The sequence below is a fragment of the Pseudomonas trivialis genome, from assembly GCF_036864995.1.
Lineage (GTDB): Bacteria > Pseudomonadota > Gammaproteobacteria > Pseudomonadales > Pseudomonadaceae > Aquipseudomonas > Aquipseudomonas trivialis.
In genome coordinates, this window is record NZ_CP142151.1 from 2,358,363 (window position 1) to 2,383,702 (window position 25,340).

Sequence of the window (25,340 nt, forward strand, 5' to 3'; positions counted from 1 at the left end):
ACGTTAGCGGCTTACGGGTTGCCCGTCACCCCATGCACAACGGCCCGCCAGAAGGCGGGCCGTTGTTGGGGGGCATCAGCGCGGCAGAATCAGTCCTGGCGGCTGGTGACTTCCAGCAGGTGATAGCCGAACTGGGTTTTCACCGGGCCTTGCACGGTGTTGACCGGGGCGCTGAACACCACGCTGTCGAATTCCTTGACCATCTGACCCGGGCCGAACGAACCCAGGTCCCCGCCCTGACGGCTGGATGGGCAGCTGGAGTTGGCTTTGGCGATTTCTGCGAAATCGGCGCCGCCTTCGATTTGGGATTTGAGTTCGTTGCACTTTTCTTCAGTGGAAACGAGGATGTGGCGGGCGGTGGCTTTGGCCATTTGAGATAACTCCTTGATGTAAAAAGGGTGAGCGTACTGGATTCAGGTGGTTATTTGTTGGCAAAGTTCCACGGGGTTTTTGATCGGGCAGACGAGCGCGCCACGGTCCTGTGGCGCGCCCGCTCGCCACAGGAATACTCAACGCGGTGTTTGATGGGTTTTACAGGCTGGCCGACTCATAGGTATTGCGAGTCTGTTCGATCTCTTCGACCAGCCCATCGATGCCCGCCAGGCGCGCGCGGTTGTCATGGTCCCAAGGGTGAAAACCGGGTTTGAAGTAATGCAGCCACGGCACCAGCATCCGCGGGAATACGCCTTTGGGACCGTAGAGGAATTTGCACATGCGCCAGAACCCCTTCAAATGACCGCCGGCCTTGCGGTCGGCAAACAGCAGGCGTACATGGAAATCCAGCACCACCAGCCAGAAGAACAGGGTCGTGAACAGCATGGTGCCGGTGCGCAGCAGGTAACGCTTGGGGCCGGGCTTGATGACGCGGTTCCAGACATCGAACGCCACGGCCTTGTGCTCGGTTTCTTCAAGGGCGTGCCAGTACCACATCTGCTGGTAGCCCTTGAGTGAATCGCCGAAGCGCGAGGGGTCGCTGAGGAGGATTTCCGCAAGCATCGCGGTGTAGTGCTCAAGGGCGATAGTCACCGCCAGGTTGAAGGACGGCGGCAGGTGTTTTTTCTGCAGATCGAGGATCACCTTGAGGCGGCTGTCCAGTTTATGCGCCGGCAATCCCGCGTCCTCCAGCAGGTTGTTGTAGGCCACGTGTTCACGGCTGTGCATGGCTTCCTGGCCGATAAACCCCTGGATTTCCTTTTTCAGCGCGGGATCGTCGATGCGCGAGCGGTAGTGGCGCACGCTGTCCATGAAGAACAGCTCGCCCTGGGGAAACAGCAGCGACAGCGCGTTGAAGAAATGCGTGACGAACGGGCCTTGTTCATGCCAGTTCTTGATGCGCTCGGCAGGCAAGGCAAAACGGATATCGCGACGGATAGGCAACATGGTGCGTGCTCCTTTTTCAGAGACGGGGTTCGTCGTTGGGTTCGAACACTGGCCTGCGCGGCTTGGGCGCCATGCGTTTGCTGGCGAACACCACCAGCGCCTGGTAGGCGGCCGGCAGGCAACGGGCGAGCAGGTCGAGGAAATACGCGTCGCGGCCGATCAGCACGCGGCGCTTGTTTTTGCGCACGCCTTGCAGGATCACCCTGGCGACCTGGTCGGCGTCGGTGATGAAGAGTTTTTCGAAGTCGGCGCGGGCCTGTTGCTCGCTGTGGATCAGAAAGCCGGTCATGTTCGCGTCGATGCGGCTGCTGCGGCAGATGTCGGTGCGGATGCCGCCGGGGTGTACGCAGGTGGCGGACACCCCGCAGCGTTGCAGGTCCAGCTCCTGGCGCAGCGCCTCGGTAAAGCCACGCACGGCAAATTTGCTGGCGTTGTAGCCGCTCATGCCGGGCTGGGCGAACAGGCCGAACACGCTGGAGGTGTTGATGACATGGCCGTTGCCGCTGGCCTTGAGGTACGGCAGGAACGCTTTGGTGCCGTGCACCACCCCCCAGAAGTTGATCCCGATGATCCATTCCAGGTCGCTGTAGCTCACGCCTTCGACGGTGCTCGACAACGCCACGCCGGCATTGTTGAACACCAGGTTGACCGCGCCATGCTCCGCCACGCAGCGCGCGGCCCAGTCATTCACGGCCTGGCGGTCGGCCACGTCCAGCACCTGGGTGGTGACCCGTACCGGCGACAGGGTCGAGGACCTAATCAACGCTTCGGTGTGCTCCAGGCCCTGGCGGTTCACGTCCGCCAGCGCCAGGTGACAACCTTCTCGCGCCAGCGCCAGGGCCAATGCGCGGCCCATGCCGGACGCCGCGCCGGTGATGGCCGCCACGCGGCCGTTGAATGATTTCATGACAGGCTGCCTTCTGCAGTGGGATGGGGCGCAGGCGTTGCGCGCGTGGGCGCCGGGACGGGGGCCAGGTCGACCCCATAGTCCTTGAGCGCAAAGTGCCGGGTGAGCTGCCTGAAACGCCAGGTGGAGCCCGGCCACAACGTGGTGTTCTTGCCGGTGCGCGGGTCGAGGTACCAGCTCTGGCAGCCGCCAGTGTTCCAGATGGTGCGCTTGAGCCTGTCCTGCAATTGGCTGTTCCAGGCCTGTTCGACGGCAGGCTTGACGTCTACCGTGGCGATGCGTTTGCGCTGCATCTGTCGCAACGCATCGAGGATGTAGGCGACCTGGGCCTCGATCATCAGAATCATCGAGTTGTGCCCCAGCCCGGTGTTGGGCCCGACAATCAGGAACAGGTTTGGATAGCCCGGCACCGTGGTGCCTTTATAGGCATGTGCGCCGTCGTGCCAGGTGTCCATCAGGTCAACGCCGTGGCGCCCGATGATGCAGTCGCGGGGCAGGGGATCGCTGGCCTGGAAACCGGTGCCGAAGATCAGGCAGTCGGCCGGGTGCTTGATGCCGTCGGCGGTGATTACGCCGTCGGCTTCGATGCGCAGCACCGGTTCGGTCACCACCTCGACATTGCTGCGCGACAGCGCCGGGTAGTAGTCGTTGGAGATCAGCACGCGCTTGCAGCCGATGGTGTAGTCCGGCGTGAGGGTCTTGCGCAGCGATGGGCGGGCGACCTGCCTGCGCAAATGACGCAGGGCGATTTTCTGCACCATTTTCATCAGCCGGGGATGCAGGGCAAAGCCCACCACGCGACCTTCGAGCGCCCAGTAAAAGGCGCTGCGGACCAGCCGCTGGGTGAAGGGCAGGTGTTTGAACAGCCAGCGTTCGGCGGCGGAAATCGGTCGGTCGGGCTTGGGCATGATCCACGGCGGGGTGCGCTGGAACAGGTCCAGGTGCGCCACCTGCGGTGCAATCTGCGGTACGAACTGGATGGCACTGGCCCCGGTGCCGATCACTGCGACACGCTTGCCCTTCAGGGAATAGTCGTGGTCCCACTGCTGGGAGTGGAAGCGCTTGCCCTTGAAACTCTCCAGACCCGGAATGTCCGGCAGCGCCGGGCGCGACAAGCCGCCCATGCCCGACACCAGCACCCGCGCGCTCACCTGGCGGCCATCGCTGAAGCTCAGCTGCCAGCGCTGCTGGTGTTCATCGAACACCGCGCGTTGCAGTCCCATGCCGAACCGCAGGTAGGGCGCCAGCTCAAAGCGCTGCGCGCATTGCTCGAGGTAGGCGCGGATCTCGGCCTGCGGCGCAAATTGCCGCGACCAGTGCGGGTTGGGCGCAAACGAATACGAGTACACGTGGGACTGCACATCGCAGGCGCAGCCGGGGTAGTGGTTGTCGCGCCAGGTGCCGCCGAGGGTCGGGGCTTGCTCGGCAACAAAAAAGTCATTGAAGCCAGCCTGCTTGAGCTGGATGGCCATGCACAGGCCGGCAAAGCCTGAGCCGATGATGGCAATGTCGATTGATTCACGCTGGGTATTCATGGGCAGTCCCTCATGGGCATCGGGTGCGCTCCTGTTTTTTGGATGAAACACCATTGCAAAGGAAATTTGAATTACATATTTTAAAAAAGATTTTAAATAATCTACCTGAAAAATTCGCCCACGCCAGGACCTTGTTTGGTATGTGCGCCTTGTCCGACGGACGCGCACGCTATGAGTGAGGCCCGCAAGCAGGGCAGGGACGATGGCTGAGGCCTCGATCAATAACGGTCGGGTCGCCAGCTCCAGGGAAGCGGAGGACGAAGCGATGGCTGTCGAATGGGGTGTGGCTGCAGCGGTGTTTGTCGGTGCAAGCGCGGCGTTATGGGGCTTGAGTGCCTGGATGACGCGGCGCATAGAAGCGGCCGTGCCGCGCAACGGGCGGGTGGTGGAGGTCAATGGCGAGCGCTTTCATTATGTCGAGGAGGGCAGCGGCCCACCGCTGGTGATGATTCACGGTCTGATGGGCAGCAGTCGCAACCTCACCTATGCCTTGTCTGGCCGATTGAGTGCGCATTTTCGCGTGATCAGCCTCGACCGCCCGGGCTCCGGCTATTCCTCCCGTGGCAAAGGCACGGCGGCGGACCTGCCGGCCCAGGCGCGGCAGATCAGCGAGCTTATAAACACCCTGGGCCTGCATAAACCGCTGGTGCTGGGCCATTCCCTGGGCGGCGCGATTGCCCTGGCGCTGGCGCTTGATCATCCCGAGACGGTGTCCGGCTTGATTCTGGTGGCGCCGCTGACTCATCCCCAGCGCCTGTTGCCGCCGGTATTCCTGTCTCTGGCCGTGCGCCCGGCGTGGCTGCGCCGCTGGGTCGCGCACACGCTGACCTTGCCCATCGGCCTGTTGACCCAACGCTCGGTGGTCAAGGGCGTGTTCGCGCCCGATGCCGCCCCGGCCGATTTCGCCACCCGAGGCGGCGGATTGCTGGGCATGCGTCCTGACAATTTCTACGCAGCCTCCACCGAGATCAACCAGGTCAACGATGACCTGCCGCACATGGTGGCGCGCTATCCGCAACTGACCCTGCCGATCGGGCTGATCTATGGCTCGCGGGACAAGGTGCTCGACTTGCGCAAACACGGCCAGGCCCTGACCAGCAAGGTGCCCGGGCTCAAGCTGCAGGTGGTGGAGGGCTGTGGGCACATGCTGCCGATTACGGCTACCGAACGGGTGGCGGTGTTGGTGGAGCAGGTCGCCAGACGTGCCCGAACTGGAGAAAACGCCACGATTGCGCCTGCGCCACTTGCCTTGGTGCGTCCGTAGCGTGGCGATTCGACGCGCGATTTCACCGCGTCAACGCCCGCTCTGCAGACCTGACCGAGCAGCTGAAAAACAGACTGCCCGGTCACGCAAAAAAGGGCTGAAGAAATAGTTGACGAGCTAACGATTCCGCGCTATTTATTTTAAAAAATTATTTCAATGTGTAATTTGAAACAGTTTTTGAAATGCCTAAGAGCGAATAAAATAATGAAAAAAACGCCTTTTATCGCATGGCTGACTGCTGCAGGCAGTCGGCGCTCCATCAACCCGCTTGCTGCCCAGCGTGCGCGGAGGCTGCCATGAATCAGACCCTGGCAGCACCAGGCGTATGGACCGACGGCAAGCGCCACCTGTGGTGGCTGGGCATCATGCCGCTGGCCACGCCCTTGCTCTCTGGAGCCCTGGCCATCGCCACTGGCGTTCAAACGTTGTGGTGGGTGGGCGTGCTGGTGATCTTCGGCCTGATTCCCCTGATCGACGGTCTGCTCGGCGAAGACGTCAGCAACCCGCCCGAGTCCGCCGTCAGCCACCTCGAAAGCCAAAGCTACTACCGCTGGATCGTCTACATCGGCGTGCTGTTCGTGATCGCTTCGGTGGTGGTCACCGGTTGGCTCGCGGCCGGCGGCATCGACTGGATCATCAACGGTGGCCTGCTGCGCGCCACCGCCACCCTGGACCCTGCCAGCGGGCTGGCAAAAGCCGCCGCCGTTATGACCGCGCGCACCGAGTTGCACGGCGCGGTTGGCTTGTTCACCTACCTGGGCATGGCGATGTCCACCGGCGCGGCCACCGGCATTGCCATCAATACCGCCCATGAGCTGGGCCACAAGCCTCGTCCGCTGGAGGTGTTCCTGGCCAAGGTGACCCTGGCGCCGACCTTCTACGGGCACTTTTACACCGAACACAACCGTGGCCATCACGTGCGGGTTGCCACGCCGGAAGACCCTGCCAGTTCCCGGCTGGGCGAAAGCTTCTGGGCATTCCTGCCGCGCTCGGTGTGGTTCAGCGCCCGCTCGGCGTGGAACCTGGAGCGTGAACGCCTGCGCAAACTCGGCCTGCCGGCCTGGCACTGGAAAAACGCCGTATTGAGCGCGTGGATGTACAGCGTGGTGTTGTGGGGCGCGATGATTGCCTGGCTGGGCGCGGCAGTGATTCCGTTTCTGATCATTCAGGGCGTGTACGGCTTCTCGTTGCTGGAGGTGGTCAACTACGTCGAGCATTACGGCCTCAAACGCCAGAAGTTGCCCAATGGCCGTTATGAGCGCTGCTCGCCGCGCCATTCGTGGAACAGCAATCGCATCGTCACCAATATCTTTCTGTTCCAGTTGCAACGGCATTCGGACCATCACGCCAACCCCACCCGCAGTTACCAGTCGCTGCGTCACTTCGATGAGTCGCCGCAACTGCCCTACGGCTACGCCAGCATGATCGTCTGGGCCTATGTGCCGTACCTGTGGCGCCGCCGTATGGACCAACGCGTGCTCAATCATTACGCCGGCGATCTCTCACTGACCAATCTTCAACCGTCACAGCGCGCGAAGTATCTGCACCAGTACGGTCGCGGCGCTGCGCCCCATTGAAGCTGCAATAACGTTGTATGACCCGAACAACAATAATTTCAAGGGAAGGACGTCCACCATGCAAACACCTGCCAGGTTCATCTCTCCTATCGTTCTGGCCGCGTTGGGCCTGATCGTCTACCACCAGGCCCAGGCCGCGCGCATCGAGCCCGCCGGCAGTGCCTTTACGGCGCAGGGCCCGATCAGTTTTTCCAAGGGCAAGCTGATCAGCGCCGACTGCACCATCAAGGTCGCCGGCAAGGTCGCGGCCGATGGCTCCTCGGTGAATGTCGACAAGGTCGAGTTCGACGGCGGCCTCAAGTGCAGCCGCGTCGAGGCTATCAACCTGCCCTGGGTGCTGATCGCCCGGGACACGCAAAGCGGCTCCATGTCCAGGATCAGCGTCGACGTGCATGCCTTCGGCCTGGGCGGCAAGTGCGGCCCGTCTACCGCCGATGGCACCTGGGATAACGCCACCGGCAAGCTGGAGGCCCGCGATGTGCCGATTGGCGAGGACTGCAGGATCAAGTCGGTGTCGATCAAGATGCCGCCCACTTTCAAAGTGGTCGACTGAGCACTCGGATTTGTTACAGCGGTAAATGCATTGAAATTTGGCTGGAAAGGGAAGTTCTGCAGTTTCACCGTGACCTCTCGTTCATGGCCATTACCCCTGGCGAAATGATTCGCCACAACATGTGAGGAAAAACAATGAAAAGCTTGAAAACCCTCGTTTGTGCAACTTCGTTTGCCCTGTGCCTTGGCGCGGCGTCGATGGCTAATGCGGCAACTATCGCGCCGGCCGGTGCCGGCTTCTCGACGGCAGGCTCCATCACTGTGACGTCGCCTGCCTCCCTGAACCTGCCCGTCACATGCAACATCACCTTCACCGGTACCGTCGCAGGCAACGGTGCGAGCGCTGCCATCACCGGTGCATCGGTCAGTGGTTCCAACTCCCTGTGCAGCGTGCCGGTGCTGCAAGGCTTGCCCTGGACGCTGAGCGTCGCCAGCGGTGGCCCGGATGCGTTCACCGGGACGGTTTCCGGGGTGAACTTCAAGATCCTCAACAACTGCTCGAGCTCGCCGGTGACCATCAATGTCAACTGGAGCAACTCCACCAATACCTTGAGCGTCCCAAGCGCCCAGACCGTGGGCAGTTGCAAGATCACTGCGCTGACTGCCGTGCCGAACCCTGCGTTTACCGTGACGCCCTGAGGGCCCGGAGCGCTTGACGTGATGATCACACGTTGAAATACGCAAGTGCCTCGCAAGAGGCACTTGTTGCGGCGAGGTCAGGTCGGGACAGCCGATCCTGGAGGATAAAAATAAGGAGTGGAGCATGAATAATAAGAAACGGCAGGCCCGCACATTGTTGAGCCTGGCAGTCCTCGGCGGCCTTATCGGTGTAACGGGTCAGACGCAAGCCGGCGGTTTTGGAACGCCGACCTTCGGCGCTCCCGGATGGGGGCGTGCCTTCGGTGGCGGCTCGCTGTTCCAGAACGATCCTTCGGCGGCCTATAACAACCCGGCGGCCATGGCCTTTATCGATCACAACATCTCGCAGTTCACCGTTGATTACGCGCGTATCAACGTCAAGTACAAGGGCACGGCCAAGGATTATGCAGGCAATGCACCTGCCAGCGTCGACCCCACGGATTTCAGCTCCACGCCTCGGACCGGCGACGGTGGCCAGGGCGGCTTTACTGCGTGGCTCCCAACCGGCTTTATGGTAATGCCGATCAACGATCGCTTTGCCTTCGGCTTGAGCCAGGTGGTGCCGATGGGTGCGCGCACCACGTGGGACCAGGACTGGATCGGCCGCGACTTTGCCGTCGATACCCGCATTGAAACGGTCGGTGTCACCGGCTCGTTATCGTTCAAGGTCAACGATCAGTTCTCGCTGGGCGGTGGCGCCATCGTGCAGCACACCAAGGGCTTTGTGAGCCAGAACCTTGACCTGTATTCGGCCGCGGCGCTGTCGCCGAACATCGGTCTGCCGTTCCCCTCAGGCGTAGGCTCCGCGCTGATGCGCGTGAAGGTGGATAACACCTCCGTGGGCTGGTTTGCCGGCGTGGTCTGGAAACCGACCGATGTCGACACCCTGGGCCTGAACTACCACGCAAAAATCAAGAACAAGCTGGAGGGCAAATACAACATCTACGCCGACGAGGCCAACAGGACGCTGATCGAAAGCGGCCTGCCGTCGCTGGCGTATCCAGGGCTGAACCTCAACGCCAACGGCGCCAATGCCTCGGCGCAACTGGACGTGCCGGCCAACGCCTCCGTTGACTGGGTACACCAGTTCAATGACCGCCTGACCCTGGGCGCCAGCGTCACCTGGACCCAGTGGTCGTCGTTCAAGGCGCTGACGTTGAAGTCCGACGGCCAGCAAATCGTGTCGATTCCCTATAACTACAAGGACACCTGGATGGTGTCGCTGGGTGGTGACTATAAATTCACCGATGACTTCACCTTCCGCGCTGGCGTGGCCACCGACCAGACGCCTACGCGCAACTCCACGCGTGACCCGCGTATCCCGGACGGGGATCGGATTTTCGCGTCCCTGGGCTTCGGCTACAACATTCGCGCCATTCCCGGTTTGAGCATCGACGGTGCCTACTCGCGGCAATTCGTCGAGAAAGCCAAGCTCAGGACGCAAAACCAGGACCGTCTCGGTGGGGCGACGCTGGACGGCAAGGCCGATGCGAAGGGCGAAGTGGTCAGCCTGTCGGCGACCTACGCGTTCTGACCTCGTCGCCATGGGCCTCACGGGCGACCCATGGCGATGCAATCGAGTAACAGGCGGCTGACGGGGTCGGCTGCTTTTTTTGGCTCAAACATTAAATAAAAATTTCAAAGTTTAATTTGAATTTGCTCCATCCTGAAATCGAGAGAGGTGTCCCATGGTTATCTGGTTATTGGTGGGTGTCGCCGCCGCGATTGTCCTGGCGTATCGACAAGCCGCCGCCGCGCTGTGGCTCGGCACTGGCCTGGTATGGCTGGCGATGGGTTACCTGTTCAGCGTGGCGGCGGGTGTGGGCATCACCCTTGCGGCGCTGCTGGTGGTATTGCCCGCGCTGCTGCTGGCGATCAAACCGCTGCGGCGTGCGCTGTTGACCGGCAAGGCGCTGGCGCTGTTTCGCACGATCATGCCGGCGATGTCCGACACCGAGCGTGCGGCCATCGAGTCCGGCACCGTGTGGTGGGACGCCGAGCTGTTCAGCGGCAAGCCCGACTGGCAGCGCCTCTTGAAAGCTGCACCGGCCAGTCTGAGTGCCGAAGAGCAGGCCTTTCTCGACAACGAAGTCGAAACCCTGTGCGACATCGCCAACGACTGGGAAACCACCCAGGTCTGGCAGGACATGTCCCCGCAAGCCTGGCAGTACACCAAGGACGCCGGGTTCCTCGGCATGATCATTCCCCGGCAGTACGGCGGCAAAGGCTTCTCCCACTACGCCCATTCGCAGGTGGTGATGAAGCTGTCGACCCGCTGCTCGGCGGCGGCGATTTCGGTGATGGTGCCCAATTCCCTGGGCCCGGCCGAACTGCTGTTGCATTACGGCACCGATGCCCAGCGCAACTACTACCTGCCGCGTCTGGCGCGGGGCGAAGATATCCCGTGTTTCGCGCTGACCAGTCCGTATGCCGGCTCCGATGCCGGTGCGATTCCCGACCTTGGCATCGTCTGCAAAGGCCTGCACGAGGGCCAGGAAGTCCTCGGTTTCAAAGTCACCTGGGACAAGCGCTACATCACGTTAGGGCCCATTGCCACGGTGCTCGGCCTGGCGTTTCGCGCCGAAGACCCCCAGGGCCTGCTCGGCGCGCCGGGGACGCTGGGCATCACCTGCGCGTTGATCCCCACCTCGCACCCCGGGGTGAACAGCGGCCGTCGCCACTGGCCATTGAACGCGGTATTCCAGAACGGCCCCACCACCGGCAAGGATGTGTTTATTCCGCTGGAGTGGGTGATCGGTGGCCGTGAACAGGTCGGCAATGGCTGGCGCATGTTGATGGAATGCCTGGCGGCGGGGCGCGCGATTTCGCTGCCATCGGCCAACGTCGGCCTGGGCAAGGTCGCGGTGCGCGGCACCACGGCGTACGCGGCGATGCGCAAGCAGTTCGGCCTGCCCATCGGCAAGTTCGAAGGGGTGCAGGCACCGCTGGCGCGCATGGCCGGGCATCTGTATGCCTGCGATGCGGTGCGCAAGGTGTCGGTAGCGTCTCTGGATGCCGGGGAGAAGCCCTCGGTGATTTCGGCCATCGCCAAGTACCACGTCACCGAGCGTGCGCGGATGATCGTCAACGACGGCATGGACATCGTCGCGGGCAAGGGCATCTGCATGGGGCCCAACAACTTTCTGGCCCGCGCTTACCAGCAAAGTCCCATCGCCATCACGGTGGAAGGCGCGAACATCATGACCCGCTGCCTGATCATCTATGGCCAGGGCCTGATTCGTTGCCATCCCTATGTGTTTCGCGAGATGGAAGCGGCGCGCAACCCGGACCGGCGCAAGGCGCTGGAAGCGTTCGACAGCGCGATGTTCGGCCATATCAGCTTTGTGCTGGCCAACACCGTGCGCGCGGCGGTGCATGGGCTGACCGGCGGCCGCCTGATTGCCGCTCCGGCCCACACCGAGCCCGCGCTTGCGTGCTACTACCGCCAGGCCAATCGTCTGTCGGTGGTGCTGGCGCTGGTGTCGGACGTGTCCATGGGCGTACTCGGCGGTGCCCTCAAGCGCAAGGAAAGCATCACCGGGCGCCTGGGCGATGTGCTGTCGCAGTTGTACATCCTGTCCTGCGTGCTCAAGCGCTTTGAAGACGACGGCCGGCCCCAGGCGGACCTGCCGTTGGTGCACTGGTCGGCCCGGGACGCATTGCTGCGGGCCCACGAAGCGTTGGCCGAAGTGCTCGATAACTATCCGTCCAAAGCGGCGGCAGCGGTGCTGCGTGGCTTGAGTTTTCCGTTGGGCATCCCCCTGCGCAAACCGTCCGATCACCTGCTGGCCGAGGTCGCCGACCTGGTGCAGACGCCCTGCGAAACCCGCGACCGTTTGCTCGCCGATTCCTATATTCCCCGGCCGGAAATCGACAAGCTGGCTTACGGCGAATTGGGCTTCCGGTTGTTGCCTCAACTGGAGTTGATCGAAGCGCGGCTCAAGCCTGCGATCAAGCAGGGCGTGCTCGAACCGATGCCGACTTCCGCTGTGGCCTTTACCGCCTGGCGCGTCAAGGCGCGGGCGCTGGACCTGATCAGCGATGACGAAGACACCCTGCTCGGGCGCTATGTGGAATACGCCGACCACGCCATCCAGGTGGACGACTTCGCGCAAGACTTCGGTTTGCTGGAGGCACTGCAGCAGCGCAAGCAAGCGCTGGAGCCGGCCAAAGTGGCGAGCGGGCTTGCCCCGCGTTGGGCGGCGAAGCAGCCCCAAAACCAGCCCACGCGCAGTGCCTGATACCACGCATTCGTCTTACGGGGGCTGCTTCGCCGCCCAACGCGGGGCAAGCCCGCTCGCTACAGAGGCCTGTGGCAGTTTTCGAATAGTGTGCAAGGAATGTATTTATGAGTGACCGCTACCTTTCGTTCGTCAATTCCCCCTGGGGGCGACGCGTGGCCCAGGCCGCCGGCCTGCCGCAACCCGTGCCTCTGCAGCGCCATCGCAGCGGTCAGGCCGCGTTGGTCAATCCGGTGATCGTCGCCGGGGCAGGGCGCCTGGCCGAGCAGGTGCACCGCCTTTTCACGGCCACCGACACCGTCGCTGCCACCCCGGCGACGCTGAAGGCGCCGTCTACAGTGAAGGTGCAGGGCGCGGTGTTCGATGCCACCGGTGTGGTCGACGTGCAGCAGCTCGACACGCTCTACGCGTTCTTCCACGCCAATGCCCGGCGCCTTGGCCCGCAGTCACGGGTGGTGGTGCTCGGCACCGCGCCGGAACACTGCCAGGCGCCGCCGCAGTCCATCGCCCAACGCGCCCTCGAGGGCCTGGTGCGCTCGCTGGCCAAGGAGCTGCGCCGGGCCATTACCGTGCAGTTGATCTACGTGGCGCCGGGCGCCGAAGACGCGCTCGACAGCAGCCTGCGCTTTTTCCTGTCGCGCCGCTCCGCGTATGTCTCGGGGCAAGTGGTGCGCCTGGAGAAACCGGTGGACGGCCAGGTCGCGGTCGACTGGGACGCGCCCTTCGCCGGCCGCCGTGCGTTGGTGACCGGCGCCAGCCGGGGCATCGGTCTGGCCATCGCCCAAGTGCTGGCCCGGGACGGCGCCCATGTGGTGTGCGTGGATGTGCCCCAGGCCCGGGATGCATTGCAACAGGCGGCGAGCAGCGTGGGCGGCTCGGCTCTGGCGCTGGACATCACCGCCGCGGATGCCGCCGCCTCGTTGCATGACCACATCAGCCAGCACGGCGCCTTTGATGTGGTGGTGCACAACGCCGGGATCACCCGCGACAAGACCATCGCCAAAATGAGCGAAGACGCCTGGCGCAGTGTGCTGGCGGTCAACCTGCAGGCACCGTGGCAATTGAGCCAGGCGCTGCTCGACCAGCAGGGCCTGAACCCGGGCGGGCGCATCGTCTGCGTGTCGTCGATTTCCGGCATCGCCGGCAACCTGGGGCAGAGCAATTACGCCACCTCCAAGGCCGGTGTGATCGGCCTGGTGCACGCGCTGGCACCCCAGGCGGCCGCGCAGCAGGTGACAGTGAATGCGGTGGCGCCCGGGTTTATCGAAACCCGGATGACCGCGAAAATTCCGCTGATGATCCGCGAAGCGGGGCGGCGCATGAATTCGCTGTCCCAGGGCGGTCAGCCCATCGACGTGGCCGAGACCATCGCCTGGCTGGCCCATCCGGCCTCGGGCGGGGTCAATGGCCAGGTGGTGCGGGTATGCGGCCAAAGCCTGCTGGGAGCCTGAGCCATGGACTACGTAACGCAGATCATCGACCCGCCACCTTCGCGCACCCGACTGCTGCTGGACGGGGTGCGCGCCTTGCGCAAGCCCGCGCTCGACGGTGCGCCGCTGTTGCCCACTCAGTGCCTGGTGCGTTCGGCCGTGGAGCTGTCACCTGCTGGCATCGCCACCTATGGCCGTGCCTGTGGTTTCCGGCGTGAGCAGGGCGTGCCGCTGTCCTATCCCCACGTACTGGCGTTTCCCTTGCACCTGATGCTGCTGACCCGGCCGAGTTTCCCGTACCCGGCCAGCGGCATGGTGCACCTGGCCAACCGCATCCGTCAGCATCAGCGTTTGCACGAAGGCCAGGCCCTGCGCCTGGAGGTGTATTGCGAGCGCTGGGTGGCCCACCCCAAGGGCCAGGCGCTGAGCATCGCCACCCGCGCTTACGGCGCCGGCGCCCTGGTGTGGGAAAGCGACAGCCTTTACTTGCGCCGCGAGGTGGAAAATCCCGTCGGCGAGCCGTGGCACGACGCGCTGCCCTTGCAGGAAGAAGGCCTGTTGCGCACCCAGCGCTGGGTGTTGCCCGCCGACCTGGGACGTCGTTTCGCCAGGGTGTCGGGGGACTTCAATCCGATTCATACCTCGCTGATCGGCGCAAAAATCTTTGGTTTTCGCCGCGCCATCGCCCACGGCATGTGGACCCTGGGCCGGGCGCTGGCCGCCGGGCAACCACCGGGCGGCCTGGCCGCAGCCGAGGCCCATTGCGACTTCAAATTGCCGATCTTCCTGCCCGGCCAGGTCGCGCTGTGGAGCAATCCGCTGAGCGGCCCGCGCCGGGCATTCGAAGTGCGCAACGTCGCGGGCGACAAGCCGCACATGCGCGGGCTGTTTATCTGGAAAGAGAACCTGGCATGAGTGACTACAGCTTCAACCCGGCGCCGACACGCCGTGTGGCGATCATCGGCGGCAACCGCATTCCGTTCGCCCGTTCCAACACGGTGTATGCCTTCGAGAGCAATCAGGATTTGCTGGTGGCTGCGCTGCAAGGCCTGGTGGATCGCTACAACCTGCACGGCCAGCGCCTGGGCGAGTTTGCCGCAGGCGCGGTGATCAAGCATTCGCGGGACTTCAACCTGGCGCGAGAGTCGTTGCTGTCGACCACACTGTCGCCTGAAACGCCCGCCTACGATGTGCAGCAGGCCTGCGGCACGGGGCTTGAAGCAGCGTTGCTGGTGGCGAACAAAATCGCCCTCGGCCAGATCGAGGTGGGCATTGCCGGTGGCGCCGACACCACCTCCGATGCGCCCATCGGCATCAATGAATCCCTGCGCCACGTATTGCTGGCGGCCAATCGCGGCAAAGGCCTGGGCGATAAGCTCAAGGCGCTGCTCAAGGCGCGCCCGGCGATGCTGTTCAAGCCACTGCTGCCGCGCAATGGCGAGCCGCGCACCGGCCTGTCCATGGGTGAGCATTGCGAAGAAATGGCCAGGCGCTGGCAGATCAAGCGCCTGGCCCAGGACGAATTGACCCTCACCAGCCATCAGCGTCTCGATGCCGCCTACGCGCGCGGCTTTTTCGATGACCTGATCAGCCCCCATCGCGGCCTGGCCCGCGACAACAACCTGCGCGCCGATACCAGCCTGGAAAAACTCGCCGGCCTGGCGCCGGCCTATGACCGCGAGCACGGCACCCTCACCGCCGGCAACTCCACGCCGCTCACCGATGGCGCCTCGGTGGTGCTGCTGGCCAGTGAGGCCTGGGCCGTCGCCCATGGCTGGCCGGTGCTGGCCTACCTGCGAACCGGCGAGACGGCGGCGGTGAATTTCGTCGACGGCAGCGAAGGCCTGCTGATGGCCCCGGCCTACGCCGTACCGCGCATGCTCAAGCGTGAAGGGCTGAGCTTTGCCGATTTCGATTTCTTCGAGATCCACGAAGCATTCGCCGCCCAGGTGCTGTGCACGCTCAAAGCCTGGGAAGACCCCGACTACTGCCGCGAACGACTGGGCCTGGAGGCGCCGCTGGGCGCCATCGACCGCGCGAAGATGAACGTCAACGGCGGCTCGCTGGGCTGCGGTCACCCCTTTGCCGCCACCGGAGGCCGGCAACTCGCCGCGCTGGCCAAGGCCATCCATGAACGCGGCGCAGGGCGCGGCCTGATCTCGATCTGCGCAGCGGGCGGCCTGGGCATCACCGCCATCGTCGAAAAATAGCGCCACCCATAACAACAACAGGGAAAACTGCCATGAACGCTATCAGCCTGGAACAGACCGAACGCATCTGGTTGAACGCTTACCTGCCCGGGGTTCCGGCAGACATTGAGGGCGATATAGAGGCCTACCCATCGTTGCGCGAAGTGTTCCTCGAACACTTGGAGAAATTTCGCGAGCGCGTGGCCTACGTCAGCATCGGCACCGAGATGACATACGCCGACTGGCAGGCTCAGGGCATTGCGTTTGCCGCGTGGCTGCAGGGCCAGGGTGTGAAAAGGGGCGACCGCGTGGCGCTGATGATGCCCAATTGTTTGCAATATCCGATCTGCTTGCTGGGCACGATCCTGGCCGGTGCGGTGGTGGTCAACGTCAACCCGCTGTACACCTCCCATGAGCTTAAACACCTGCTCAAGGACAGCGGCGCCGAGACCGTGGTGATCTTCGAAAACTTCGCCCACACCCTGGAAAAAGTCATGGAGGGCAGCAGTGTCAAACGCGTGGTGGTGGCAGCCATCGGTGACCTGCTCGGCACCTTCAAGGGCGCGGCGATGAACTTCATCCTGCGCCGTGTGCAGCAGCAGGTGCCGGTGTTCCACCTGCGCGGTTCGGTGCGTTTCAACCAGGTGTTGAAACAGGGGCGGGCGCTCAATCACCTGCCGGTGCCGATGCAACGCGATGACCTGGCCTTTCTGCAATACACCGGCGGCACCACGGGCGACGCCAAGGGTGTGATGCTCAGCCACCGCAATATCATCGCCAACCTGTTGCAGGCCAAGGCTTGGGTCGGCGACCAGTTGGACCAGGCGCAACAGCAGAGCAACGTGACGCTGTTGCCGCTGTATCACATCTTTTCCCTGACGGTGAACTGCCTGATGTTCATGTGCCTGGGCGGGCGCAATATCCTGATCGCCAACCCACGGGACGTGAAGCGTGTGCAGATGATCCTGCGCAAGGAACGCTTCAACGGGATCGCCGGGGTGAACACGCTGTTCAACGGTTTGCTGGAGAACAAGGACTTCTGCGCGCGGGATTTTTCCGCCCTGCGCCTGGTGATCGCCGGCGGCATGGCTACCCACACCGCGGTGGCCAAGCGTTGGAAGGACGTCACCGGGCTGCCGATCATCGAGGGCTACGGCCTAACCGAATGCTCGCCGGTGGTGAGCATCAGCCCCATCGATATTTCGCGCATGCGCGAGATGGAATTCACCGGCAGCATCGGCGTGCCGCTGCCGTCGACCTGGGTGCGGTTCGTGCGGGCAGACGGCGAGATTGCCGAGATTGGCGAACAGGGCGAATTGCAAGTGCGCGGCCCGCAGGTGATGCAGGGTTACTGGAAGCGGCCCAAAGAAACGGCGGAGGTATTGGACGCGCAGGGTTGGTTGTCGACCGGGGATATCGGGGTGATGGATGAGCGTGGGTATATCCGTCTGGTGGATCGCAAGAAGGACATGATTCTGGTCTCGGGTTTCAATGTGTACCCCAACGAGATCGAAGACGTGGTGGCGATGCATCCCGGCGTGGCTGAAGTGGCGGCCATCGGGGTGGAGGATGGGGTGACCGGAGAGAGAGTGAAGATTATTGTGGTGCGCAAGGATCCGAGCTTGAGCCAGGCGCAGATTCTTGCGCATTGTCGGGAGTATTTGACGGGGTACAAGGTGCCCAGGTATGTGGAGTTTCGGAGTTCCGAGTTGCCCAAAACTACGGTGGGGAAGGTGTTGCGCAGGGCTTTGCGGTGAGCTTTTTGGCTGGGTTTACGGGGGCATATCCGTTATTTAGGTGATGGCGGCTGGCGGCTCCGCCCTTACGGCAGGTCACTTTTGGAAGGACCGGAAGCCGGCCCGGCGTCCTTAGAGCCGACCGGAATTGTCTGCCGAGCGCTGTACAAAATGTGGGAGGGGGCTTGCTCCCGATGGCTGAGTGTCAGTCAGCTTATGTATAGCTGACCCACCCTCATCGGCAGCAAGCCCCCTCCCACATTTGGATCTCCATTTGTCTGATGGATATCACACTGCTTTTGATCTTGCTTTTGATCTTAGGCGCCCCGTCAACCACCCATAGACCCCGCCCAAAAAGCTCAACCCACATAAGCCCCCGGATTTACCAAATTCAACGGCCGCTGCCCCCCCAACGCCGCCAGCAGATTATCAACCGCACACCTGGCCATCGCCTCCCGTGTCTCATGAGTCGCCGACCCAATATGTGGCGTCGCCACCACATTATTCAACCGCAGCAACGGCGAAGCATGCTCCAGCGGCTCACGCTCGAACACATCCAGCCCGGCCGCACGAATCGTGCGCTGTTGCAGCGCGTCCACCAGCGCCGTCTCGTCCACCACCTTGCCCCGCGAGATATTGATAAAGATCGTCTCTGGCCCCATCAGCGCAAACTCGCGTGCGCCGATCAGCTTTTCCGTCTGCGCTGTCAGCGGCAACGTGAGGCACACAAAGTCAGCCTGTTGCAGCAGGTCGTCCAGGCTGCGGTACTGCGCACCAAAACGCGCGTCCACCTCAGGCTTGGGCGAATGACTGTGGTAGATCACCGGCATGCCAAAGCCGAAATGCCCACGCTGGGCCAGGGCTTCGCCGATACGGCCCATGCCGACGATGCCCAGGGTCTTGCCGTGCACGTCGCTGCCAAAATGCGCGGGGCCGATGTTTTTGTGCCATTGACCGGCGCGCACCATGTCGGCCAGTTCCACCACCCGGCGGGCGGTGGCCAGGATCAGCGCAAAACCGGTGTCGGCGGTGGTTTCGGTGAGTACGTCCGGGGTATTGCTGAGCAGGATGCGGCGTCGGGTGAGGTAGTCGATGTCGTAATTGTCGACGCCCACCGACACACTGGCCACGGCCTCGAGTTTGGGCGCCAGGTCGAGCAGTTCGGCGTCCAGGCGCAGGCTGGCGCCGAGCAGGCCGTGGGCGCCGGGCAGGGCGTCGCGCAGTTTGGCCAGGCCGGCTTCGTCAAGGGCATCGATCAGGGTGACGTCTGCGTGTTCGTGCAGGCGCGCCATCAGCGGTGCGGAGAGTTTTTTGTACAGCACGACGGATTTTTTCATGAGGTCTTTACCTTCAGCTCCAGAGTAGGTGAGGACGCGCGGTCGCTGGCGCCGGGCTTGAGGAAAATGGTCAGCACGACTGACAGCATCAACGCACCGCTCATCAGCAGGTAGGAAGTGCCCGGCGAACCGGTGCTGCTATTGAGGTAGCCCACCAGGTACGAGCCGCCGAACGAGCCGAGGGCGCCCATGCTGTTGATCAGTGCCATGGCGCCGCCGGCGACGTTGGCCGGGAGAATTTCCGGCACGATGGCAAAAAACGGCCCGTAGGGCGCATACATGCAGGCCCCGGCAATCACCAGCAGGGTGTAGGACCACCAGAAATGTTCGGCGCCAAGCGCGTAGGAGGCATAGAAGGCGATGGAGGCAATCAGCAGCGGCGGCCACACGAAGCGTTTGCGCTTTTGCAGCTTGTCCGAGCCCCACGACACCACGAGCATGGCGATCACCGCCGCCAGATACGGCAGCGCCGACAGCCAGCCGGCCTCAACCATATCCATCTGAAGGCCTTTCTTGAGGATCGACGGCAACCACAACACAAAGCCGTACACGCCGATGCTCCAGCAGAAAAACTGCAGCGCGAGGATGATCACCTTGGGCGAGCGAAACGCTTCGGCGTAGTTCTTAACAGCCTTGATGCCTACCTGTTCGGCGGCGAGGGCGCTTTCCAGGCTTTGTTTTTCGCTGTCGCTGAGCCATTTGGCGTCCTTGGGGCGCTCGTCGGCGAGTTTCCACCAGATAAACGCCCACAGCACCGCCGGCAGGCCTTCGATGATGAACATCCAGCGCCAGCTGAAATGCTGCACCAGGTAGCCGGATACCACTGACATCCACAGCATGGTCACCGGGTTGCCGAGGATCAGGAAGGTATTGGCCCGCGAGCGTTCGGCACGGGTGAACCAGTGGCACAGGTACACCAGCATCGCCGGCATCACTGCGGCTTCGACCACGCCGAGCATGAAGCGAATCACGATCAGCATGTAGGCGTTGGACACCACGCCGGTGAGGGTGGCGAGGCCGCCCCAGAGGATCAGGCTGACGAAAATCAATTTTTTGACGCTGCGTTTCTGCGCGTAGATCGCCCCCGGCACCTGGAAGAAGAAGTAGCCAAGGAAAAACAGCGCGCCCAGCAGCGATGACATGCCCGGCGTGATCATCAGGTCTTCGGCCATGCCGGAGGCGGCGGCAAAGCCATAGTTGGCGCGGTCCAGGTAGGCCAGGCTGTAGGTGATGAACACGATGGGCATGATGTACCACCAGCGGCGGGTGGCGAGTTTCACGGTTTCCATAAGGTTGCTCCTGAGCTTGTTGTAGTTGTGGCAACAGGGAATGGGTTATGCAACGGATCGGGTGGTCAATTCAGCGCGGGTCGGCAGGCCCTCCATGTCGCCGCGACTTTGCACGGCGCGGCTGCCGATCCAGTTGCCGCGCTGCACCGCTTCGGGGAAGCTCAGGTTTTCCAGCAGGGCGCTGATCATGCCGACCGCGAAGCCGTCGCCGGCGCCGACGGTGTCGACCACCTTGTCCACCGGCACGGCGGCGATAAATCCCTGGTCCATCTGGGTGCGGAAATAGGCGCCGTCCGCGCCGAGCTTGATGGCCACGGCTTCGGCGCCCTGGTCCAGGTAGAACGCGGCGATATCGGCCGGGTCATCCAGCCCGGTGAGCAGGCGCCCTTCGTTCAGGCCCGGCAGTACCCAGTGGGCGAGGGCGGCAAGGGCGTTGATTTCGCGGATCATCTGTTGCTGACTGGCCCACAATGCCGGGCGCAGGTTGGGATCGAACGACACACTGCGTCCGGCCTTGCGCATCTGCGTCATCAACTCGAAGGACAGCGCGCGCGTAGCCTCGGACAACGCCGGCGGGATCCCGGTGGCATGCAGATGGCGCGCCTGCAGCAGCGCCGGGTTCAGCGAGTCGACGGACAAATGGCTGGCCGCCGAGCCCTTGCGGAAATACTCCACCTGAGGATCGTTGCCCGTCTCTTCGCGGGACTTGAACTGAAAGCCCGTAGGGTGCAGCGGGTCGACCGCCACATGCCGGCAGTCCAGGCCTTCGTTTTGCAAGGTGTCGACCACAAAGCGGCCGAGGGAGTCGTTGCCCACCCGGCTCAGCCAGGCGACCTTGAAACCCAGGCGCGACAAACCGATGGCGACGTTGCTGTCGGCCCCGGCAATGCGTTTGTGAAATTGCATGACATGGGCCAGATCACCGGTTTGCTCGGCGACCAGCATCGCCATGGTTTCGCCGAACGAAAGGATATCGATCTCAGACATGGGCACTCTCCGCGCGAGGTTGGCCAAGGCAGGCGAGGGCGGCGACCTGGCGGGCAGTGACCTCGACCAAATCATCGCCCTGCAACGGAAACTCCACCGCCCGGGTAATACCTTGGTTCATGTGTTTGAGTAATTGTTCCCACAGGTGCAGGTCGGTGGCACTGGGCGGCAGTGCAACCAGCTTGCCGTCCGCACGCCGGGCCACGGCCTTGCAATGCAGGTAATCCACGTGCCTGCCCAGCAGGCGCGCGGCCGTGAGGGACGACTGGTCCTGCCAGTGCCAGTTGCCGATATCGAAGGTCATCTTCACCGGCAGGCCAAGGCGCTCGACCTCGCTGAAAAAACGCTGCATCGGTTCGATCCGCCCGCCATGCAGGGTCTGGTCGTTTTCCACCAGCAACTGCACTGCGTGCCGGTTGAGCAGGGCGTGCAGGCTTTGCAGATCGTTGGTGTCGGTGAAATAGCCGAGGGAGACTTTCAGCCAGCGCGCGCCAAAGGCCTGGGCACGGTCCAGGGTGGCGGCGAGTTCCGCATTCGGCTGAGCGCGGCCGGCCACCCACAGCTCCAGCGGTGAAGAAAATACCGCTTCGAGTCCATGACTGGCAGCGGCCTGCGCGAGCTCGGCGGGTTGCTCGGTGGTCAGCAATTCTTCGCGCCACTCGATGCGTTGCGCGCCGGCAGACACCAGCAACTGGACGAAACTCAATTGGCCCTGCTGGCGAACCAAGTCGGCGCCGTAGCTGGAAAGGCTGATGGAAACGGGGTAGTTATGCATTGTTGTGTACCTCTGAAACCGGTTTCATTTTTATACGCAAAACAAATGCGGGAGCTGGCTTGCCTGCGATAGCGGTGGGTCAGTCGGCTACTGCTTCGTCTGATAAACCGTCATCGCAGGCAAGCCAGCTCCCACAGGTAATTGGGTGGAGCCTCGGATAATCAGTTGCGGCAGGAAATCCAGGCGGCGAGTGGGGGCTGTATCACCGCGCAGCCGCTTGAGCAGACAGTCAAACGCGCTGGCGCCAATCGCCTCGGTCGGCTGGGCGAGGGCGGTGATGCCGTTGCCCACCAATGGGTACCAGTCCAGGTCATCCAGCGCAATCAGCCCCACGTCGTCAAACAGGCTGCAACCCAGGGCTTTGAGCGCGCGGGTGCAGGCCAATGCCGCGATGCCATTGGCGCAGAACACGGCCTTGGGTCCGGGCTTGCCGAGAAACGTTTGTAAAGGGCCGTGCAAGTCGGCATCCAATTCCAGCAGCGTACCGACCAATGCCGGGCGCTGCGCGATCTCGGCATGAAAACTGTCCAGGCGCTCCTGGCGTGAACTGGTGCCGTCGGCGGCTTCGCTCACCAGCAATACCTCGCGATAACCCTGCTGTTCCAGATGCTCCAGCGCCATGCGGACCGCTGCCGGGTTGTCCAGGCCTACCAGGTCGCTGTGCAGCGGCTCGACCCTGCGGTCCACCAGCACCAACGGCATTTCCTGTTGCAGTTCCAGCAATTGATCAAGGTGATGACCGAGGGTATTCACGATCAGCCCTTCGATGTTGTAGGAGCGCAGCGCGGCGAGGTGCTGACGCTCCTGCTCGTCGCAACGGTCGGTGTTGCACACCACCAGGCTGTAGCCATGCTGGCGGCAAGCGGTCTCGACGCCGTGCATCACGGCAATGGAATAGGGGTTGCGGATATCGGCGACCAGCATGCCGATCAGGCGCGTGCGCCCGCGTTTCAAGCCGCGCGCCATCTGGTTGGGGCTGTAGCCGAGTTCACTGATGGCCTGTTCGATGCGCAGGGCAATGGCATCGGAGAGCAGGGCGCGGTCGTCGCCGATAAAGCGTGACACGCTGGCTTTGGAGACGCCGGCACGTTCGGCGACGTCGAGCATGGTCACGCGGCTGCGCTGGGCGGAGGAAAATGGTGTCACGGTAGACGGGCCTTTCTTATTGGAAGTGCAGTTACACCGCTCGCACAGGCCGGCTGAAACCGGTTTCATAAAATGCCAGGCAACCTGTTTCGTCAAGCACTATTTTAGAAAACGCCCGGTGTGCCGGGCTTGGAGAACCCGACGAATGGACAGGGCCACCTGTTAGTTATGACAGTATCCGGCCATCAGCTTTAAGCGTTTAATTTTTCCCAGGGCAGACAGGAAGCATGGCGTTCCTGATTCGCTGAAACGAAATTAACCCTGAGGCCGGAACATGACAATTATCCCAAAACCCCATTCCCGTCGTTCCGGAATAACCATGAGGTCCGCCCCGATTGCAGGTGGATTGGATCCGTTGACGGTGCCAGGGGTCAATACGGCGGACGGCAGAGGTGTGATTTCGCAGGAAATGCTGCTCAAACCGCTGAAATTGGAGATTCCCTCCTGGCAACCCGAGCCGAGCGAGCCTTATGACAAACAGCATACCTGCGAAGTCTGGTGGGAGAGCGACGATGGCCCCAGGCTGCTCGACACTTTTTTCGTGGGGGTGCCACCACCTGCTGTGCCGAATTTTTACGAGCGTGAAATCAGCCTGGTCCATTTGCGCAGCCGCTCGCGGGTCGCGCACCTTTACTACAGTGTTCGCAGTGAGGGTGGCCAGAGTTTCAGTGATCCCAAAGTTACAATCACCATTGATCTTGAGCGTCCGATGCTGTTGCGGCCAAACGACATGCTGGCGTTTCAGGTGCCTCCCGGAGCGGTGCTGGATGAGCAATACATGCTCGATCATCAACCAACGGTCTTCGAGCTCCCGACCTATAACATCGAGGCACCGGGTGACCGGGTCGAGATCTATCTGTCCAATTCGCCAATCCCTCCCAAAACCCCGATGGATGGGGAGTCACCGGTGGATTTTGGTACTGCACCACGTACGGTCACGCTGGACTCAGACGCTTTTCGTCGTCTGAACAGTGGCCCTGCGTATGCGTTTTTCCGGATTTTCGACGCGGCTGGCAATTACAGCGATATGAGCGCGGGCTTGCCCTTCGTCATAGGTGGAGGTCTGCTGGCTCCGAGCATTCGCCCTCCGGCCTACGTCGATCAGTTGATCAAGCGCGATGATGCGCGTGCGGGCGTGTTCGTACGTATTGACTATCCCGGTTGGTCAGCAACCGCAGGGCATCAAGTGATTGTGTATTGGGATGGTCGTCCGAGCGTCGTTCAGGCGGTGACACGGATGCCATTCGAGGTTGAAGTTCCCTGGCCTGTTCTGCGAGGTAATAACGCGGTTTTGGCTGCGCAGACCGTGCAGGTAAGTTACGAATTGATGGGCCTCAACCCTTCGCCGACGATGTCCGCGCTTCTGCCAGTCAATGTCGACCTGACGATTGCCGGTCAGGACCATCCCAACGCTCCCGCGCTGCTGAACTCGACATTGGCTCCTGTGGAAGTCGAGGGGAGCACCGGCACCAACCTGCTGGTTGATGCAGACAGAGGCAATCCCATTCGTGTGCGCGTGCGGTTGTTCAGCACGCCGCAGCCAGGTGACGTGTTGGACCTGTTCTTGAATAGCAAAGGCCCGGTAGCCACTTATACGGTGAAGGCGGGTGATGCCGCCGGTACCTGGGTGAACTTTCCGGATGTGCCGGCGACCGTGCTCGATGGCTTCGCACTGACGGCTCATATGCTGCATTACATCACCAGTAATGGCGTTAACGAACAACGTTCCCCTGTGACAACGCTCAATACCAGGTTCTTGCCGTTGCCCGCCCCGGTGATATAACACACCCTCACCAATGGTTATTTGACGTGCCGTTCGCAAACCAAACCGGTGAATGGCGTGGAGTGGTCAATGCTGGCCGATGGCGTGCGCTGGTTTATAGCAGCGAATACCAATATTCGTGTGGATGACATCGTGAAGTTTAAATGGCAGGGGTTCAACGAGAACAACTGGAATACTCGAAATCAGAATGTGGTATTCGAGCAGTCGTTGCAATGGGACGCCAATCATACAGCAGCAGGGGCTATATTTGTAATGAAAGAATACGACGCAGCATTGTATCCACTGCGTCAATTCAAATCCGCTACCGGCAGTTATGAAGTATGGCGTGGCGGCGTGAAGGTGGGTGAGTCATCGCCAGGGTACGTGCGGATCGATCTGACGTATTCAACGGGTTGTTATTGCACGCCGCGTGGCGTGGTGTGTAGCTAGGTTGTTCGTTGTTGATTCGTCTGCCGTGTTTCAGTCGACGTGGTGTGCGTGTTGCGTGTAAGCATTAAAGGGTGCGTGATTGATACAGGATGCTTTATCAATCAGCGGTGTATGTCGTGATGTTCAAAGATCAACTGTCGGAGC

The 25,340-nt window shown here is 62.3% G+C and carries 21 protein-coding genes; 12 read left to right on the forward strand and 9 right to left on the reverse strand.

The annotated features are described in order from the left end of the window. Positions 1 to 89: 89 nt before the first annotated feature. The 4 genes from VRB54_RS10440 to VRB54_RS10455 all read right to left on the reverse strand — a co-directional run bounded on the left by VRB54_RS10440 (position 90) and on the right by VRB54_RS10455 (position 3,822). Positions 90 to 371, reverse strand: a complete 282-nt coding sequence (locus tag VRB54_RS10440) for a peptidylprolyl isomerase (RefSeq protein ID WP_057010182.1) — start codon at positions 369 to 371, stop codon at positions 90 to 92. Between the two features lie 160 nt (positions 372 to 531). Further along, on the reverse strand, positions 532 to 1,380 hold the full coding sequence (locus VRB54_RS10445; RefSeq protein ID WP_338480725.1) for a metal-dependent hydrolase: 849 nt from the start codon (positions 1,378 to 1,380) through the stop codon (positions 532 to 534). A 16-nt stretch (positions 1,381 to 1,396) separates the two neighbouring features. Continuing rightward, positions 1,397 to 2,287 carry an SDR family NAD(P)-dependent oxidoreductase gene (locus VRB54_RS10450; protein ID WP_338480726.1) on the reverse strand — a complete coding sequence of 297 codons (891 nt, stop codon included), beginning with the start codon at positions 2,285 to 2,287 and terminating at the stop codon, positions 1,397 to 1,399. Next, the gene (locus tag VRB54_RS10455) at positions 2,284 to 3,822 is read right to left on the reverse strand and encodes an NAD(P)/FAD-dependent oxidoreductase (protein WP_338480728.1); all 1,539 of its coding nucleotides are present in this window, start codon (positions 3,820 to 3,822) and stop codon (positions 2,284 to 2,286) included. Before VRB54_RS10455 ends, VRB54_RS10450 begins: the two co-directional genes overlap by 4 nt. A 202-nt stretch (positions 3,823 to 4,024) precedes the next feature. On the opposite strand from VRB54_RS10455, the gene VRB54_RS10460 reads away from it, so the two are divergent. The 10 genes from VRB54_RS10460 to VRB54_RS10505 all read left to right on the forward strand — a co-directional run bounded on the left by VRB54_RS10460 (position 4,025) and on the right by VRB54_RS10505 (position 17,471). Beyond that, positions 4,025 to 5,086 carry an alpha/beta hydrolase gene (locus VRB54_RS10460; RefSeq protein ID WP_338480730.1) on the forward strand — a complete coding sequence of 354 codons (1,062 nt, stop codon included), beginning with the start codon at positions 4,025 to 4,027 and terminating at the stop codon, positions 5,084 to 5,086. Positions 5,087 to 5,382: 296 nt separating this feature from the next. Further along, positions 5,383 to 6,663 carry an alkane 1-monooxygenase gene (locus VRB54_RS10465; RefSeq protein ID WP_338480731.1) on the forward strand — a complete coding sequence of 427 codons (1,281 nt, stop codon included), beginning with the start codon at positions 5,383 to 5,385 and terminating at the stop codon, positions 6,661 to 6,663. Between the two features lie 58 nt (positions 6,664 to 6,721). Beyond that, positions 6,722 to 7,216: an alkane oxidation protein activator PraA gene (gene praA / locus VRB54_RS10470; protein WP_338480732.1), complete on the forward strand. Its 495-nt coding sequence runs from the start codon at positions 6,722 to 6,724 to the stop codon at positions 7,214 to 7,216. A 134-nt stretch (positions 7,217 to 7,350) separates the two neighbouring features. Further along, positions 7,351 to 7,854, forward strand: coding sequence for an alkane oxidation protein activator PraB (praB, locus tag VRB54_RS10475; RefSeq protein WP_338480733.1), 504 nt, complete (start codon positions 7,351 to 7,353; stop codon positions 7,852 to 7,854). Between the two features lie 124 nt (positions 7,855 to 7,978). Beyond that, a complete protein-coding gene (locus VRB54_RS10480) occupies positions 7,979 to 9,388 on the forward strand; it encodes an outer membrane protein transport protein (RefSeq protein ID WP_338480735.1) in 1,410 nt (469 codons plus the stop codon). 154 nt (positions 9,389 to 9,542) lie between these two features. Continuing rightward, on the forward strand, positions 9,543 to 12,095 hold the full coding sequence (locus tag VRB54_RS10485) for an acyl-CoA dehydrogenase (protein WP_338480737.1): 2,553 nt from the start codon (positions 9,543 to 9,545) through the stop codon (positions 12,093 to 12,095). Between the two features lie 107 nt (positions 12,096 to 12,202). Continuing rightward, entirely contained in the window at positions 12,203 to 13,546 is a 1,344-nt protein-coding gene (locus VRB54_RS10490; protein WP_338480738.1) for a 3-oxoacyl-ACP reductase, read from the forward strand. A 3-nt stretch (positions 13,547 to 13,549) separates the two neighbouring features. Further along, on the forward strand, positions 13,550 to 14,440 hold the full coding sequence (locus tag VRB54_RS10495) for a MaoC/PaaZ C-terminal domain-containing protein (RefSeq protein WP_338480739.1): 891 nt from the start codon (positions 13,550 to 13,552) through the stop codon (positions 14,438 to 14,440). After that, the gene (locus VRB54_RS10500) at positions 14,437 to 15,735 is read left to right on the forward strand and encodes an acetyl-CoA C-acetyltransferase (RefSeq protein WP_338480740.1); all 1,299 of its coding nucleotides are present in this window, start codon (positions 14,437 to 14,439) and stop codon (positions 15,733 to 15,735) included. Before VRB54_RS10495 ends, VRB54_RS10500 begins: the two co-directional genes overlap by 4 nt. A 32-nt stretch (positions 15,736 to 15,767) precedes the next feature. Next, positions 15,768 to 17,471, forward strand: coding sequence for an AMP-binding protein (locus VRB54_RS10505; RefSeq protein WP_338480741.1), 1,704 nt, complete (start codon positions 15,768 to 15,770; stop codon positions 17,469 to 17,471). Between the two features lie 338 nt (positions 17,472 to 17,809). Here VRB54_RS10505 and VRB54_RS10510 read toward each other — a convergent pair whose 3' ends face one another. The 5 genes from VRB54_RS10510 to VRB54_RS10530 all read right to left on the reverse strand — a co-directional run bounded on the left by VRB54_RS10510 (position 17,810) and on the right by VRB54_RS10530 (position 22,984). Then, positions 17,810 to 18,787: a D-glycerate dehydrogenase gene (locus tag VRB54_RS10510; RefSeq protein ID WP_338480743.1), complete on the reverse strand. Its 978-nt coding sequence runs from the start codon at positions 18,785 to 18,787 to the stop codon at positions 17,810 to 17,812. Beyond that, the gene (locus tag VRB54_RS10515) at positions 18,784 to 20,076 is read right to left on the reverse strand and encodes an MFS transporter (protein WP_338480745.1); all 1,293 of its coding nucleotides are present in this window, start codon (positions 20,074 to 20,076) and stop codon (positions 18,784 to 18,786) included. The genes VRB54_RS10510 and VRB54_RS10515 overlap by 4 nt, the downstream gene beginning before the upstream one ends. Positions 20,077 to 20,121: 45 nt before the next feature. Continuing rightward, a complete protein-coding gene (locus VRB54_RS10520) occupies positions 20,122 to 21,063 on the reverse strand; it encodes a sugar kinase (RefSeq protein ID WP_338480746.1) in 942 nt (313 codons plus the stop codon). Further along, a complete protein-coding gene (locus VRB54_RS10525; RefSeq protein ID WP_338480747.1) occupies positions 21,056 to 21,838 on the reverse strand; it encodes a sugar phosphate isomerase/epimerase family protein in 783 nt (260 codons plus the stop codon). Before VRB54_RS10525 ends, VRB54_RS10520 begins: the two co-directional genes overlap by 8 nt. Positions 21,839 to 21,925: 87 nt before the next feature. Beyond that, entirely contained in the window at positions 21,926 to 22,984 is a 1,059-nt protein-coding gene (locus VRB54_RS10530) for a LacI family DNA-binding transcriptional regulator (protein WP_338480748.1), read from the reverse strand. A 394-nt stretch (positions 22,985 to 23,378) separates the two neighbouring features. Here VRB54_RS10530 and VRB54_RS10535 point away from each other — a divergent pair, with 394 nt between their 5' ends. Beyond that, positions 23,379 to 24,767, forward strand: coding sequence for a hypothetical protein (locus VRB54_RS10535; RefSeq protein WP_338480749.1), 1,389 nt, complete (start codon positions 23,379 to 23,381; stop codon positions 24,765 to 24,767). 69 nt (positions 24,768 to 24,836) lie between these two features. Continuing rightward, positions 24,837 to 25,196 carry a hypothetical protein gene (locus VRB54_RS10540; protein WP_338480750.1) on the forward strand — a complete coding sequence of 120 codons (360 nt, stop codon included), beginning with the start codon at positions 24,837 to 24,839 and terminating at the stop codon, positions 25,194 to 25,196. Positions 25,197 to 25,340: the final 144 nt, after the last annotated feature.